This window comes from Chitinispirillales bacterium ANBcel5 (assembly GCA_029688955.1).
In the GTDB taxonomy this organism is placed as follows: Bacteria; Fibrobacterota; Chitinivibrionia; order Chitinivibrionales; family Chitinispirillaceae; genus Cellulosispirillum; species Cellulosispirillum alkaliphilum.
Window position 1 is genome coordinate 73,897 of the sequence record JARUKZ010000014.1, and the last position, 14,766, is coordinate 88,662.

Annotated in this window: 12 protein-coding genes; 4 read left to right on the forward strand and 8 right to left on the reverse strand. The window is 40.3% G+C overall.

Annotated elements, in window-relative coordinates:
- The first annotated feature begins 31 nt into the window (after nucleotides 1-31).
- On the forward strand, nucleotides 32-754 hold the full coding sequence (locus QA601_09530; GenBank protein MDG5815319.1) for an RsmE family RNA methyltransferase: 723 nt from the start codon (nucleotides 32-34) through the stop codon (nucleotides 752-754).
- 9 nt (nucleotides 755-763) lie between these two features.
- Here QA601_09530 and QA601_09535 read toward each other — a convergent pair whose 3' ends face one another.
- The 5 genes from QA601_09535 to floA all read right to left on the reverse strand — a co-directional run bounded on the left by QA601_09535 (nucleotide 764) and on the right by floA (nucleotide 6,121).
- Nucleotides 764-1,492 carry a hypothetical protein gene (locus tag QA601_09535; protein MDG5815320.1) on the reverse strand — a complete coding sequence of 243 codons (729 nt, stop codon included), beginning with the start codon at nucleotides 1,490-1,492 and terminating at the stop codon, nucleotides 764-766.
- Nucleotides 1,493-1,635: 143 nt separating this feature from the next.
- Nucleotides 1,636-2,748, reverse strand: a complete 1,113-nt coding sequence (gene asd / locus QA601_09540; protein MDG5815321.1) for an aspartate-semialdehyde dehydrogenase — start codon at nucleotides 2,746-2,748, stop codon at nucleotides 1,636-1,638.
- 138 nt (nucleotides 2,749-2,886) lie between these two features.
- Nucleotides 2,887-4,407: a hypothetical protein gene (locus QA601_09545; protein ID MDG5815322.1), complete on the reverse strand. Its 1,521-nt coding sequence runs from the start codon at nucleotides 4,405-4,407 to the stop codon at nucleotides 2,887-2,889.
- Between the two features lie 181 nt (nucleotides 4,408-4,588).
- Nucleotides 4,589-5,092 carry a hypothetical protein gene (locus QA601_09550; GenBank protein MDG5815323.1) on the reverse strand — a complete coding sequence of 168 codons (504 nt, stop codon included), beginning with the start codon at nucleotides 5,090-5,092 and terminating at the stop codon, nucleotides 4,589-4,591.
- Between the two features lie 39 nt (nucleotides 5,093-5,131).
- Nucleotides 5,132-6,121: a flotillin-like protein FloA gene (gene floA / locus QA601_09555; protein ID MDG5815324.1), complete on the reverse strand. Its 990-nt coding sequence runs from the start codon at nucleotides 6,119-6,121 to the stop codon at nucleotides 5,132-5,134.
- A 409-nt stretch (nucleotides 6,122-6,530) separates the two neighbouring features.
- On the opposite strand from floA, the gene QA601_09560 reads away from it, so the two are divergent.
- A complete protein-coding gene (locus QA601_09560; protein MDG5815325.1) occupies nucleotides 6,531-8,870 on the forward strand; it encodes a YCF48-related protein in 2,340 nt (779 codons plus the stop codon).
- A gap of 137 nt (nucleotides 8,871-9,007) precedes the next feature.
- The gene (locus QA601_09565) at nucleotides 9,008-9,832 is read left to right on the forward strand and encodes a DUF4184 family protein (GenBank protein MDG5815326.1); all 825 of its coding nucleotides are present in this window, start codon (nucleotides 9,008-9,010) and stop codon (nucleotides 9,830-9,832) included.
- A gap of 8 nt (nucleotides 9,833-9,840) precedes the next feature.
- On the opposite strand, the gene QA601_09570 is transcribed toward QA601_09565, so the two are convergent.
- On the reverse strand, nucleotides 9,841-10,338 hold the full coding sequence (locus QA601_09570) for a general stress protein (GenBank protein MDG5815327.1): 498 nt from the start codon (nucleotides 10,336-10,338) through the stop codon (nucleotides 9,841-9,843).
- Between the two features lie 162 nt (nucleotides 10,339-10,500).
- Here QA601_09570 and QA601_09575 point away from each other — a divergent pair, with 162 nt between their 5' ends.
- The gene (locus QA601_09575; protein ID MDG5815328.1) at nucleotides 10,501-12,087 is read left to right on the forward strand and encodes a Do family serine endopeptidase; all 1,587 of its coding nucleotides are present in this window, start codon (nucleotides 10,501-10,503) and stop codon (nucleotides 12,085-12,087) included.
- Nucleotides 12,088-12,306: 219 nt separating this feature from the next.
- On the opposite strand, the gene QA601_09580 is transcribed toward QA601_09575, so the two are convergent.
- A complete protein-coding gene (locus QA601_09580; GenBank protein MDG5815329.1) occupies nucleotides 12,307-13,371 on the reverse strand; it encodes a cellulase family glycosylhydrolase in 1,065 nt (354 codons plus the stop codon).
- Nucleotides 13,372-13,476: 105 nt separating this feature from the next.
- A complete protein-coding gene (locus tag QA601_09585) occupies nucleotides 13,477-14,763 on the reverse strand; it encodes an alpha-amylase family glycosyl hydrolase (GenBank protein ID MDG5815330.1) in 1,287 nt (428 codons plus the stop codon).
- Between the last annotated feature and the right edge of the window lie 3 nt (nucleotides 14,764-14,766).

Here is a 14,766-nt window from a genome sequence, read left to right on the forward strand (position 1 = left end):
AAGAAAATATAATTATTATAATGAGGACAAAATGAAAAAAAAACATAATGACCACTTTCTTTTCTACTCAGAATCCAAAACAAAAAACCGTATAACAATCAATGGTCAGGAGAAGCAACATGCGATAGCTGTTCTAAGAGTAGAAGATGGAGAGCATATACAGATAACCGATGGGCAGGGAAACCTATTTGTCTGTGAAGTAGAATCTGTTCTAAAAAGTAGTATAGAATGTAATATTGTGGAGAGTTGGTCAGTTAAGAGAATCACTCCTGATGTAACAATTGCATTAGGGCTTACAGATCGAGCACACTTTGAATCAGCAATAGAATCATTAACCGCTTTAGGGGTAAAAAAAATAATCCCGGTTATTTTTGAGCATTGCAGGAAACCGTGGTGGGATAAGTGGAGAAGATACGAAGAACGTTTTAAATTAAAAATGATCTCATCTATGAAACAGTGCCTCTATCCTTATATCCCCGAATTGGTATATCCAACTATTTTAAAAGAAGTTTTGGAAGAAGATAAGACCCATATGATTGTAGCAGATCCAAACGGTTCTACATTGAAAAGTGAGATAAGAGACAAGCAGACTCCGGTAACCTGTATCATTGGCCCCCCTGGGGGGTTTTCTGCTACCGAGATCTCCGAGTTTAATAGAACTAAGGTTGTTTATGTTAAATTAACTCCAAATAGGCTTCGTACAGAACTTGCAGCAACTGTGCTTTGTGCACAAATCATAGGACATACGCTTTAATCATAAGTTCTACTGTGATCTGGATGGGTCTGGTAAAAGAAGGTGAATAGTAAGGGAATGGGTAATAAAGCGTTCTCTGTAATCAATCCCCATAGGGAAGAGGTCTCGTGATTCATTGTATTCTACTGGTCTCCAAAATTTTATTCCATAAACAACAGCTCCACCTATTTTATTCGAAACGGGGAACTCTACACCTATACCGGTCTTTAAAGCAAAAGAGAACCTAGAAGAGGAGCTTAGCTGTGAATCTTCAATCGTTATAGTCTGATTGAAATCATAGAGTTTTTCCTTGTATGTGGAGTAAAACAAGCCGACACCGGCATAGAAATATGAATTTGCATTGTTTTGAAGTGGCAGTTGGTGTTGAATTTGGGGGAGTATTCCGGCTGAAAATATGTATTCATAACGTAGTAGATCCCGAATAGTTTCATCAGTAAGAGAAACATTAAACAGTGTGTCCGCGACATTTCTACCATAGTGAACATCTGCGGTGATTTGAAGTCTGAATTTGTGATTTATTGGGAAGCGTTTTCCTGCTAAGGCCCCCAGCGATAATAGTTTTTTGGAGGTAAGCTGCTCTACTCGATCTATATTATCGTGATTTCTGAACGGGGTCCTATTGGAATAGCTTACCGAAATGCCTGGTAGTATAAATGCAGAGGAGAAATTGAATTCTGACCCTTGAGTTCTAAGAGCCAAGAGGATTAAGAGCAAAAATGGAAATGTTTTATTACCCAAAATAGTTTCCTAATAAGTTTGGAAAAGCAGTGCTTAAATTCAAAAATATGTTTTGCTGTAAATAATATCTAACTATATACAAAAAAGGAGGATAGGTAAAAGATTACCTATCCTCCTGATATAAGCTAAAGACTGTAAAAAAACTAAAGGGATTGCAAAACGATCTTCAAAATTCTGCGGATTGGTTCTGCTGCGCCCCATAAGAGCTGATCACCTACGGAAAAAGCAGAAATATAATTAGAACCTAAGTTCATTTTGCGAATTCGTCCGACAGGTACTGAGAGGGTACCCGAAACTGCCGCAGGGGTTAGTTCTCTTAAAGAGTGCTCTTTTTCGTTCGGTATTGTTTTTACCCACTCGTTATGATTATCTATAATTGAAGTGATTTCTTCTGCTGAGACATCTTTTTTAAGTTTGATAGTGAATGCCTGACTATGGGAGCGCATAGCTCCGATCCTGACACATATTCCATCAATAGGAATCGGTTCTGAGCGGCCAAGAATTTTATTGGTTTCAGCATACCCTTTCCACTCTTCTCTGGTCTGACCATTTTCCATGGGTTTGTCTATCCAGGGTAGCAGGGATGCAGCAAGTGGAGCGGTAAAATTTTCTATGGGCATGGAGTCACTTCTAAGGCTGGAAGTAATTACACTGTCAAGCTCAAGTGCACTGAAGCGAGATTGGTCAAAAACGCTTTGGCCTGAATTGCCCAAAAACTGCATCTGTTTTACTAATTCGGTCATGTTTTTGGCACCGGCACCGCTGGCTGCCTGATAGGTCATAGAAGAGATCCATTCAACAAGATCTTGCTCAAAGAGTCCGCCAAGTGCCATAAGCATTAAACTGACCGTACAGTTTCCACCAATAAAATCCCGTACTCCATCCTGAATACCTTTATCAATAACAGACCTGTTTACGGGGTCCAGAACAATGATACTTGAATCGCTCATTCTGAGGGTGGAAGCTGCATCAATCCAAAAACCTTTATACCCGGCCTGGCGAAGTTGTTTGTATGTTTTGGTGGTATAATCTCCACCCTGACAACTAACAATTACATCTAATTTTAATAATTCATCAATGTCGAAAGCATCTTTAAGATTTGGTATATCGAAGCCAAGTGAAGGACCTTTAGCGCCGACCTGGGAAGTGGAGAAAAAGATTGGTTCAAAGCCATTGAAATCTTTCTCAGCTTGCATCCGCTCTAAAAGAACTGATCCTACCATTCCACGCCAGCCGATAAATCCTACTCTAATCATAACTACCTCACAAAATTGTTCGTAAAAGAAGGGTACAATACAAAGACTGGAAAAAATAATAAATGGGGATACTACGCCATTAAGGCAAAAGTTGGGGGCTTAAGAAACCCCCCAAATAGTACACAACGGTGTGGAGAATTATTGTTCCAGTGCTGGAATTTCAACACCATCAGGCAATCCTTCAAAACCTGCAACTTCAACCGGTATACCTTTTTCAAGCATCTCTTCTTCAGCTCTGATCAAAGGGTTATAATTTTGCAGATTTCTTTCACCATTTGGAGCTCCGGCTTTAAACCAAACCTTACGGCTCACGGAGCCGAACATGAGCGGAAGCAGGGGCAGAAACTCTGATGAGCCTTCTGTTGAACGGTGAGAGAAAAAGGCTGTAAAACCACCATTTGCAATATTCTCGAGTGCTTCTTCAATACTGCTAACACCAACGCTTTTTAGATCAGCCATAACCTTGCGGGTGTCGCGACGAGCTTTGATAAAGGTTTCAACTTCTTCTACATCTGCAAGCCCGAGAACGATTTTTGAAGCAATAAGAGTTTCGGTGAATGTACCTGCCTGATTCAATTTAATCAGTACAGAATTACCTGCTCTGTCTTTTTGTTCTGGTGCAGCCAGAAAAGGGATGATAAAACGCATCTGTGTAACAGCAATATCATCCAGCACTATTTGAGTGCGATCGCCGTATTTTTCATTCATAAGCTTATGAGCAATAAGGTCGTGCTCTGAACCGGGATCTTCCATAGTAACAAAGTTTGAGGCACTTTTCACTACTGAGTAATCAAACTCAACCAGTTCCTCTCTGGTTTTAATTCCCTGTCCGGAAAAGCGAAGGTCATATTTACCCTCTTCACGTAGCTCATCACTTTTTTGAATTTCGGAGAATGCATTGTCTGTTCCAATCGCATAATCTGAGTCTTTAAGTCCAAGCTGGTCTGCGCATTCTTTAATCCTGCGAAGACCTTCAAAGTTATCCTCTACAGGAAATACAAACCCTCTCTCTTTTGCTGTACCAGTGGGGAGGTTATCCCTTACCAGGTTTTTCTCAAACTGGCGGAAAAATTTCGTTCCGGTTACAAGCACATCTTTAACCAATTTATCCTTCATGGAGAAAAAGAACATCTCCTGAATATCTTGTTTTGTTCCTGGTACGTGCTCTCCGCCACACACCATATTGAAGGCAATGTTAGGCATGTAAAAAGATTTTGGTTTGCGGCCGTTAGTGAAAACTTCCCAGGGTTTAAATCCGGATGCTTTCAGAAGGGTTTGGAAAAATACAGTTGAAGAGGCTAAACAAGCGTTTCCACCCCATTTCTTCTTATTGGGACCTGCATTTTCAACCAGAGTCAGGTCAAATTTGAAACAGGCATCAAAGATATCAGATGGTTTGCGTATCACTACTCTGCGGGGAAGCAAAGGTGCGATGTTTTTTTCTATGGATGCAATCGCTTTGTCGTTAGGAATATAAATAGCTTCATTTTCTCCATCTGAAGTACCTTTTGCAATTCCATTGCGTTCTTCTATAGTGAAGGTTTCTGAACCTCTTTTTACCTTAGCAGTCATAACACCTTCAAGGGTCAGGCTTGCGTAAGAAGAGAGAATCTCTCTACCTTTAAGTCTAAAACTACTTACAACTGTTTCTTTGGGCATAATACTTCCTCCATAGTGCATTGAAAAAAGAATAAGACATATAAAATAGATAGAATAGAGCCGTATTGCAACATATTATTATCTGAACAGAATGTAAGAATTAAACCTGAGTTAATTTTACAAGGGGTTCAGACACAGAGCTTAAATCATTGGCCAGCAGGTTATGCTGGCCAATCAAACATCAGGGAGATTCCCGTATTTCCTCCCTTAGTGCAATAGGAAGTTGAAGAATCTCTGAGAGCACAACTGCGTTTCTAAGCTCTTTTGATGTAAACAATGGTTGAGTAGGTTCTGTCTCTCTTTCATAAACACCTTCTTCCAGCGTAGGAAACTTCTTTTGCTTATTGAGGTAAGGAACTTTAGCCTTTTTATAAGGGTCCTTTTCAACCTTTTTTTGGACTTTGATTCTTTTTTCTGGCTCCTTTTTCCTTTTTACCTCCGGTTTAGGCTTCGGTTCTTCCAGGGGACCAAATATACCTTCCAGAGACCGTTTAAGCTCCTCTGAAATAGATGTTGTGGATTCAGATGACTTTGGCTCTTTCGGTTCTGTATCTTTGCGATGCCATTCATCCTCCTCAGGTAATTCCCTTTTTTTGGAAGAAGAAGCGATGATGGTAACAATCAGCCAGATTATAAAAATTATAATTGGCAGCAAAGTCTCAAGATTTTCAAAAAGATTTTGCATAATACTCCTTTGTAGGCTTCATAACAAAGTTAAAAAGGACTACTTATCTTTGTTATTCTTTTTTTCCGAACCTTGCTGTCCGCCTATTGATTCACGCATCTGTGTATCTGCAGCAACATTTTTCATACGATAGTAATCCATTACACCAAGCTGACCATTTTTAAAAGCCTGAGACATGGCGAGTGGAACCTCTGCTTCGGCTTCAGTCACTTTTGCCCGCATCTCTACAACCTTAGCTTTCATCTCCTGCTCAGCTGCAATCGCCATGGCACGTCTTTCCTCAGCCTTTGCCTGAGCGATCTTTTTATCAGCCTCAGCTCTATCCGTTTCAAGCTCAGCGCCGATGTTTTTACCCACGTCCACATCTGCAATATCAATAGATAAGATCTCAAAGGCGGTACCGGCATCAAGACCCTTTCCAAGGACATTTTTGGAGATAGAGTCTGGATTTTCAAGCACCTGTTTGTGATTGATCGCTGAACCGATGGTTGTTACAATTCCTTCTCCAACCCTGGCTAAAACAGTCTCTTCACCGGCACCACCGACGAGACGATCAATATTTGCTCGCACTGTTACCCGGGTCAGCGCTGTAAGCTGGATACCATCCTTGGCTACAGCGGCAACACGAGGGGTTTCAATTACTTTTGGATTAACACTCATTTGCACTGCTTCAAGAACATTTCTTCCGGCAAGGTCAATTGCAGCCGCTCTCTTAAAGGTCAAAGGAATGTTTGCTTTGTCTGCTGCTATAAGTGCCTGTACTACGCGTAAAACATTTCCCCCGGCGAGAAAATGAGATTCAAGTGAATCGGTGGAAATATCAAGTCCGGTTTTTACCGCCATAATCTTTGAATCGATTACAAGTTTAGGAGGAACTTTTCTAAACCTCATGAAAACAATATTAAGAAGACCAACGCGTGCACCAGAGATAAGTGCTTGCATCCACAAAGAAAAGGCAGAAGCCACTGTAAAAAAGACAATGATTGCTGCAACAATAAGAACTATTACGAGAATTGTGTTTAGAGGCATAATGCATCCTTCCAGAAATGGTGATTATTTAAAAATAATGATAGTACAATAATATAATATGTTACATAAAACAATTCTGGGAAAACATTTGTACAACGATCAAAATTCAAGGGTTAAACTTCATCTGGTGTGTTTCTTTCCAAAACTAACAACTCTGTAGTATTCCAGCGTCGGTCTTGTAAGCAAAACCAACTTTTTTGGAAATTAAAAGAGCAGTAAGCCCCCAGGGTGCTCATAAAAGGTGAGTTTTGAATAAGCGTGGCATTGCCTTTGCACATTGTACTTAAAAGAATCGGGAAGCGCTTCCTTATCACTAAAACAATTCAGGTGATGGTGAATCTCATTTTATCGATTCAGAAACTGTATTCTTTACTGAAATAGAAGAAACAATGTAAGAAGGGGGAGCAGAATGTATCTCAAAAAGATGTTTTTGCTTGTTATTATCACGTCGTTTATTACTGTTGTATATGGATTTGATACAGAACTTCAATTCCGGGAACCTTCATTTGATCTGAGAGATCACTCATTTGTAGGTGACTTGGTAGGATATGCGGTAGGGACACCTTACTGGGATCAGGATACAAATGCAAGAAATGGAACTGTTATAAAAACAGAAGACGGGGGAGAGAGCTGGGAGAAGCTTGTGGTGCCGGTTGTTGATGCTTTTAATGGGGTTAAGTTTGTTAGCGAAGATCAGGGATGGGTTGTTGGTCAAAGAGGTACGGTTCTTTACACTGAGGATGGAGGTGACAGCTGGCAAATACTGGCTCAAGAAATCGACCATGAGCTTAGGGATGTATTTTTCCTGAACTCTGAAGTTGGTTGGATAGCAGGGGCGCAATCTGCTACACCGGGATCCCGGTTAGGTGAAGGACAGCGTGTGGGGATCATCTATAGAACCGATGATGGGGGACAAAACTGGGAAAGGAAGTCGATACCCCGGGATTTTTCAGTAGTTAACCGTTTGTTTTTCCTGGATTCACAAACTGGTTTTGCTGCAGGGGGCGACACAACGGGTGAAAATGGCTCTGGAATAGTTTTTAAAACAGAAAACGGTGGGGATGACTGGGAATCAGTTTTAACTTCAGGCTATGGCAATTTATTCTCTTCCGTATTTTTCTTGAATGATGAATTAGGATGGGCAACCAGCTTAAATGGTTCCCAAGCAACGTATCAGGGCTCCACTGCTTTTAAAACCACCGATGGGGCAGAAAGTTGGGAAGAGCTGGATTTAGACTACAACCTTAGAGATATTCAGTTTATTGATTCAAACAGAGGGTATACTGTTGGCTCGCGTTTTGGCTCACCTCCATTGCTTGGCACTGTTGATGGTGGCCAGACCTGGGAACTAATTAGCATGAACTATCACAGAGGTGAGGGGTTATGGGCTGTTCATGTTACAGAAAACAGAATGGTTGCTGTTGGGGACAGAGACTTTTCATGTATATCAGCTAATCCCTGGCATGGTGTGGGGGATGCAAGTATAGATGTTGAAATAGAGCAGATACAAATCAATCCCCAGTATCGGATGTTTGGTGTGTACTTTATTAATGATTTGGTAGGGTGGGCAACAGGTATAAAGCTCTATGTGGATCATGGAACACAGGTGATTTTTCATACAACCGATGCAGGAGAGACCTGGGAACTTCAGTACGAAAGTAATGAAACCTGTCTTGAGCCTCTTAGAGGGATGCAGAGGGTAAATGATATTGTTTTTGTTGATGAAAATAGAGGGTGGGCTGCAGGATTTGCAGAAAGTGATCTGTGTAATGGGTTTAATAACTCGGTTCTGTACACTGAGGATGGTGGAGAAACCTGGGAACCTAAAATCGATCAAACTGGTCATCGGATTCTTTCCATAGCAGCCCTAGGGGATATCGTTTGGCTGTTGCCTGAAAATCGGGAACATCAAAACATACGCATTCTAAAAAGTACCGATAATGGGGTAACGTGGGAACTATTTGAAACACCAATTTCTGAACCACTGCAGCAGGTTGGAGAAATATTTTTTCTGGATGATTTAAATGGCTGGATCGCCGGAGGTAGTAACGGGCTGCTATTAAGTACCAGTGATGGTGGTGAGACATGGCAAAGGAGTGCAGACGAGACCATCACCGGGGCTGTAAATGCGGTGCACTTCTCATCTTTAACCGAAGGCTGGGTTGGTGGAGAAAATCTATACTACACAGCAGATGGTGGTGAAACCTGGCAACTCAGCGATTTAGAGTTTGGTTCTGATCAGATAAATTCCATCAAATTTGTATCAGAAAATGTTGGCTGGATTGCAGGTGACTGGGGTGTGATTATGCACACTCAAGATGGCGGAGAGAGCTGGAGTATAGAGCGGGGTACCCGGGCAAATTATCTTAGAATCGAGTCTATGCATTTGGTTAATGATAGTTTGGGATGGGCCGTTGGTGACGCTGGTACAATCGTTAGAATAAATGGTCCTGCAGTACCTTTAAGTATTACTAACAGAGTGGTCCCAAGAACATCCGGAGGACCGCATATTACAAAACAGGGTAATCAATTCACTTATCACTTTAGAGCAGATGGGGTTTCCACCGTTCAAATTGATATTCTTGATCTCAGAGGAAGAACGGTGTATAGTTCAACTCCAAAGAGATTTAGAGCAGGAGCGCAGGTAATTAGGATGGATGCCAGGGGATTATCGAATGGAATGTATATGGTGAGGGTTAAAAAAGATCGTGATATATCAGTGGTTCAACCACTGTTGATTGGGAGATAGCTTGGTACCAGGGGAGGTATAAACCACCTCCCTAATTTTTCTGATTAAGCCAAGACACTCTTTTTCAATAAAAAAAATACCGCTTCGAAGTATCCTTTCATCGAGAAAAAATCAAAAGAAAGGATACTCTTTTCTACATGCCGCTTACAACCGCTCACCCCGTAGTAGCTGTTCCGTTTCAAAAGTTAGGACTCTCTCTGTCAGCTTTAATTGTAGGGAGTGTAATACCTGATTTTGAATTTTTTCTGAGACTAACAACAGGCAGGTTGATTGCTCATACCATACCAGGTATTTTACTATTTTGCCTACCGGTCGGTTTTTTAGTGCTTCTTATATTCCATAAATTTTTAAAATATCCACTAATTACCCTTCTGCCACACAGTCATCAGAATAAATTGTTACCTCTTGCCGGTAATTACACGTTTTTTTCGATTAGAAGATTGAGTAATATTTTTCTATCACTTACTATAGGAGCACTATCACACATAGTTCTTGATGCCCTTACCCATAGTGACGGCTTTTTTGTAGAACTGTTTCCAGTATTATCTGCTACCCTTTTTGAATTCGATGGTGGAGCATTAAGGGTGTACTTTTTACTTCAATACCTCATTTCTGCCATAGGAATGCTATTGCTTGTATACTGGTATTACAGCTGGTACAAAACTGCACCTGAAGGCAAATTGGAGAGAAACAAGAAATTTCCAAGTGGAAGTAAGGGAGTCGTAGCTGTTTTTATGTGCGCTATGACACTTGTGGGAGGTGTCGTTTACGGGTATGTAACAATTATACCTGCAGAGGGTGTTCAGATGGTTAAACTTTTCGTATCAAATGCAACGATTGCTGCTACCAGTAGTTTTCTTTTATCACTGATAGTTTTTGCGTTCCTGTGGTATAGACTGACTCCTGCTGACCACAGGAACATGCTTGAGCAAAATGCTACAAATACTCTACGTACCGAATAGATGAAAAGTTATATAGTCACTAAGTCCTCTCCCTGATAGTCCTTAACGATGTTGGTAATTTTGGGACTATCAGTATCTTCTGATCGGATCCAGAATAGTAATTTTCCTTTAGCTACACCTTCCTGATACTTTTGTGCGGTATCTTCCGGTATACCGAAATCAATCAGAGCTTTTTTTAGATTATCAACTTTTCTGATGGGGGCAGAAGTTGCTGCTTTCCCCAGAATGGTACCGCCCTGGCCGGCGGCTAAAATCCTGCCAGCATCGACTGTATCTAAAGATTGTTGCCCGGCAAATAGTTTTTCAAAACCTTGCACCTTTCTCCCCCCCAGAGACTCTGAGTCTTCTACCTTAATCTCTTGTCTGTTAATATCAAAGTGTGATTTAGCTGTAGACTCCTGCACAATTGAATTCATTTGGTACTTATCGAATCCACTCTGATTTAAACGATCGATAGCTTCTTTTGCTTTGGAAATATCTTTGAATACGGTAAAGATAGTTTTCATATTTTGCTCCTATGCTCCTATAACCTACTGCTAAGAAGATTACCATCGGGCAATTATAACATAAAGCCCGCAAATTATATACCATAAACATTTTAATGGTAAAGTGGCATAACTATTGAACGTCAAATAGAGTAGATTGTGGAAAAGGCAAAGGAGAGAGAGATGAGAAGAGGTATAGTGCGTTTAAACAAACTTTCCAGATTTTTGATGTTGTCCTTTTTACTGTTCACTAATTGTACCCTTGCACAGCAAAATGATAAAACAACAAGACCTTCCCCGGGAAGTGTAAGTTTTGGAGCACAGAACAGGCCACAAAGGGAAAATCTTGAAGATATTGAACGTTTCAGAAATGTTTTTGTTCAAATTGCAGAGGAAGTTGTTCCCTGGGTAGTTTCAGTTATACCTACTAAAGTAGATACCGTACTCTTTTATAACAACCCCTTTTATCGTCAGTTTGAGCAGGAACCCGGGTTTGATTATTTCTTTGGACCAAGGCATAATCAATCCCAGGAGCCACCATTAGAACGTAGAGAACGCCGCCAGCAGGGGTTGGGGAGTGGAGTGATTGTTTCAAAAGAGGGATATATTCTCACCAATTACCATGTAATTGCGGGGGCAAGTGAGGTTGAGGTACGGCTTTCCAACAGCAGGACCTTAAAAACTGAACTCACCGGGTTTGATTCCCTCACTGATCTTGCGGTTCTGAAGATCACAGATGAAATACCTCAGGATCTACCGGTAGCATATCTGGGCAACAGTGATAGCCTAAAACCTGGTGACTGGGTTACCGCTGTGGGGAATCCTTTCTCTTTGACCTCTACTGTAACGGTTGGAATTGTTTCTGCTTTGGGGCGACAGGTAGGGGACCAAACAATGTATCAGGATTTTATTCAAACCGATGCTGCAATCAATCCGGGAAATAGCGGAGGCGCTCTTGTTAATATATATGGAGAGCTTGTTGGTATTAATACTCTAATCTATTCACAAACCGGAGGCTTTATAGGGATTGGATTTGCAATACCCTTAAATATGGCCAAAAAGGTAATGGAAGATATAATCTATCAGGGAAGAGTTACAAGAGGTTGGATCGGTGTTTCAATACAGGATCTCACAACTACCGCAAGAAATGCCTTAGGTATTGAACATAATGGCGGAGTATTGGTTTCAGATGTATTTAATGGCCAACCTGCTTATAACGCCGGAATCATACGGGGAGATGTGATCGTTAGCATCGGAGGGAAAACAATCGGAAATTCTAACGATCTTAGAAATACTGTTGCAGACCTTAGGCCAGGTGAAACTGTTGCTGTAGAAGTAATAAGGGATATGAAAACAATAACATTACGAATAACAATTGAAGAACGGGTATCTGATACGTCATCTCAATCAAATAGAGTTGAAGATGGAAATTCATCAGTCATCCCGCAATCACAAACTGCAAAAGAACATAATAAAACAGGTATTAGGGTTTCTGATCTTACTGACGAAATTAGAGAACGATACAATATCCCATCAGATATTGAGGGGGTATTTGTTCTCAGAATTGAACCACACATTAGTGATGCAAGGACAAGTTTAACCACCGGGGATATTATACTTCAGGTAAGAGTAGGTGGAGAGAAAGCAGTATCAATCTCCTCGGAGGAAAAGTTTGTAGAAATCACAGATACTTTTGAAAAAGGTGACCCGGTACTTTTGCTGGTCAGAAGGAATGGAAATACTTTCTTTCTGGCCTTTGAGTTTGATTAGAATGTTAGCACTTGAAGGACTGAATATTATGTACGGTTAAAAGGGGGGTATTACCACCAAAAGAAAAGATCACCTGGGAAAGCAAAGGTTTGAAATGGATGGTTTGTCATTAGATTAATTTTATATACTCGGAACTAACTACTCTTTACAATAAGGTTAATTAACTATTAGGAAGAAAGTAGGGTTCATATGTTTATGAACCCCACATTTGGTATTTATTCAGTATTCCCTTAGCAGAGATAAAACGTCATAATTGATTTTTTCTGAATTCTTGTACTGAGGTAAATTCTCGTGGAGAGATTCCCCTTTGGAAATAATTCCAAAGTCGAGGTTTTTATAGTTCCAGTAAGAAAATCCGATATCATTTTCTTTTAATACAGAGAGAAGATCAGAATACCACAACTGTTGGTACTTAAGCGGAACCGGAGCATAGGTACCAAATTCATTACAGATTACTGGTACATCATATTTATCTCTGAATTTAACTACTGGTTCAATTTCCTTTATTATCCGATCTCTGTCCCATGATCCTGCAGAAAGAACCAGACCGTATTTACGGATAAACCCAGCTCCATAGTTGCCGGGGTACTCTCTTTGAGTTTTAATCTCTGATTCACCGATCCATGGAGCAAGCTGATGAGTAAAAAGCAGTGGTTCATAAAAATGGAAACAATAGATTATGGAATCAAGCTCCACTGGCGTAAGTTCGGAAAAAGTAGATGGCCAGCTCCACATATTTGACCCTACAATAATAGGAGTGTTTTTGGAGTGAGAGCGGATAAACTTACATAATCTATCTTTTAGATTGTTCCATATGGTTGCATCCGGGGCTACTGGTTCATTTAAAACTTCATAAATTACATGATTTTCATTACTGTAGCGCTCCGAGAGGTGACCCCAAATCTTTTCGGTTTTGTTAACATATTCTTTTTCCGAAAAAAGTTTCTGAACAGGGATCTTTGATGTTTCGGCAAAATCATGCCCGGGACATTCATGAAGGTCCAATAAAAGTGTAAGAGAGTTTTCTTTGGAAAACTGCGCAGCTCGATCAATGTGTTTGATGCGGTTTTCTATAGGCTGAGCGTCTTCAGTGAAAAAAAGATAGTAGTCTATAGGCAGACGAATATGGTTAAAACCCCATGCGCTGATTTGTGCAAAATCTTCTTGTGCTATAAATGTTTCCATGTGAGTGTCGATCCCAGGAAACTGATTTGGATCTTTCTCTTTTATTGCATCTATTTGGCTGAGCCAGCCACCAAAATTAACCCCTCTGAGTCGTTCCATAATAATCCTTTAAAGCATTAAATTAGAGATATCTGTTTAGAATACATAAGCATTCTTATGATATCTCTTAATATAAATACAGACAAATTAATTAGAAATAGTTCATTAATTAGAAAAAAGAGCTATTTCTGAAGGGGAGAGAAAGAGTGGCCCCTTATTTGGACGTTTCTCATTTGGGTCATTAAAGGGTTGAATTAGTGCTTTGAAAGCTGATATTTCATTTGGAATTTCGTGTTCAGAAATATTTCGTGTGTTGTGCCAGTCTTTATTGATCACTACCCCCAGGGATCCTGAATTGTGATTACTTTCCTTAATGAGAAAAAGCAGGTCCCAATCATAGCCGGAAACAGCTCTCCAGCTTCCTTCCTCTTTTAAAATATCTGTATTCAATTTCAATTTATTTATATTACTGATCCAATCCTGAATATCCCATTTTTTCTCACTAAGATCTTCAGGTGAAGAGTTTACGACGTGAAGACCTTTGGGTGTTCCAAATTCATATCCGATTGGCATGAGTAAGCCCTTGGAAAACAATGCTGAAAGGAGATATCTGTTTTTCTGCATGTGAAGAGATCCTGGTGGATCTGAAGAGAGTCTGGTCGTATCATGGGATTCGGGAAAAGAGATACTTGGTGCTATGCTTTTAAACTGGCAGTGCTGGTCAATGCACCAGGGGGCCTCAAAGTTCCACCACTTGCTGGAGTTAAAGAGATAGTCAAAGCCGCAATCTTGAAGTGCCATGGTTTGCTCAAGAGTACATCCCAGTGTTTCAGCAAGAAATTTGGATTTGGGATTTCGCTTCTTTGCAGTATTTATAAGTGTTTTCCAAACCTCTGAAGGGATTTTGTATGCAGCATCGCATCGGTAGCCGCTTATCCCCAAATCCTGATAGAAGGACAACATTTTCTGCCAAAACGCTATTAAACCATCCATATCAGGGTTATCATCGTAATTTATTTCAGAAAGATCGCCCCAAACGGTCACATTTGATGGGTTAGCCGGGTCAATTGCATAGGGGTGGACTATGTTACCATTTTCGTCTTTTTTAAACCACTCAGGATGCTCTTTAACCAAAACAGATTCATTAGCAGTGTGATTGATTACCAGGTCCATATAGACCTGAATGTTGTATTTATCACACTTTTTTAGAAATTTTTTCAGGGGAGAGAAATCTTTAGGATCTGCTCCAGGTTTAAGGAAATCAGGATTTAGTTTGAAATAATCATCTACAGCATAAAGACTCTTTGAGCCCCCTACAGTATGAAAAGGATTTACATAAATAGAGTTGAAATTCATGGAGGCTATTTTCTCAACATGAGAAGACCAATCATCAATAGTTTTAAAAACCCTGGGAAATAGGTTGTAAATTAGAGTCGGGGATGAGTTTTTCATTGT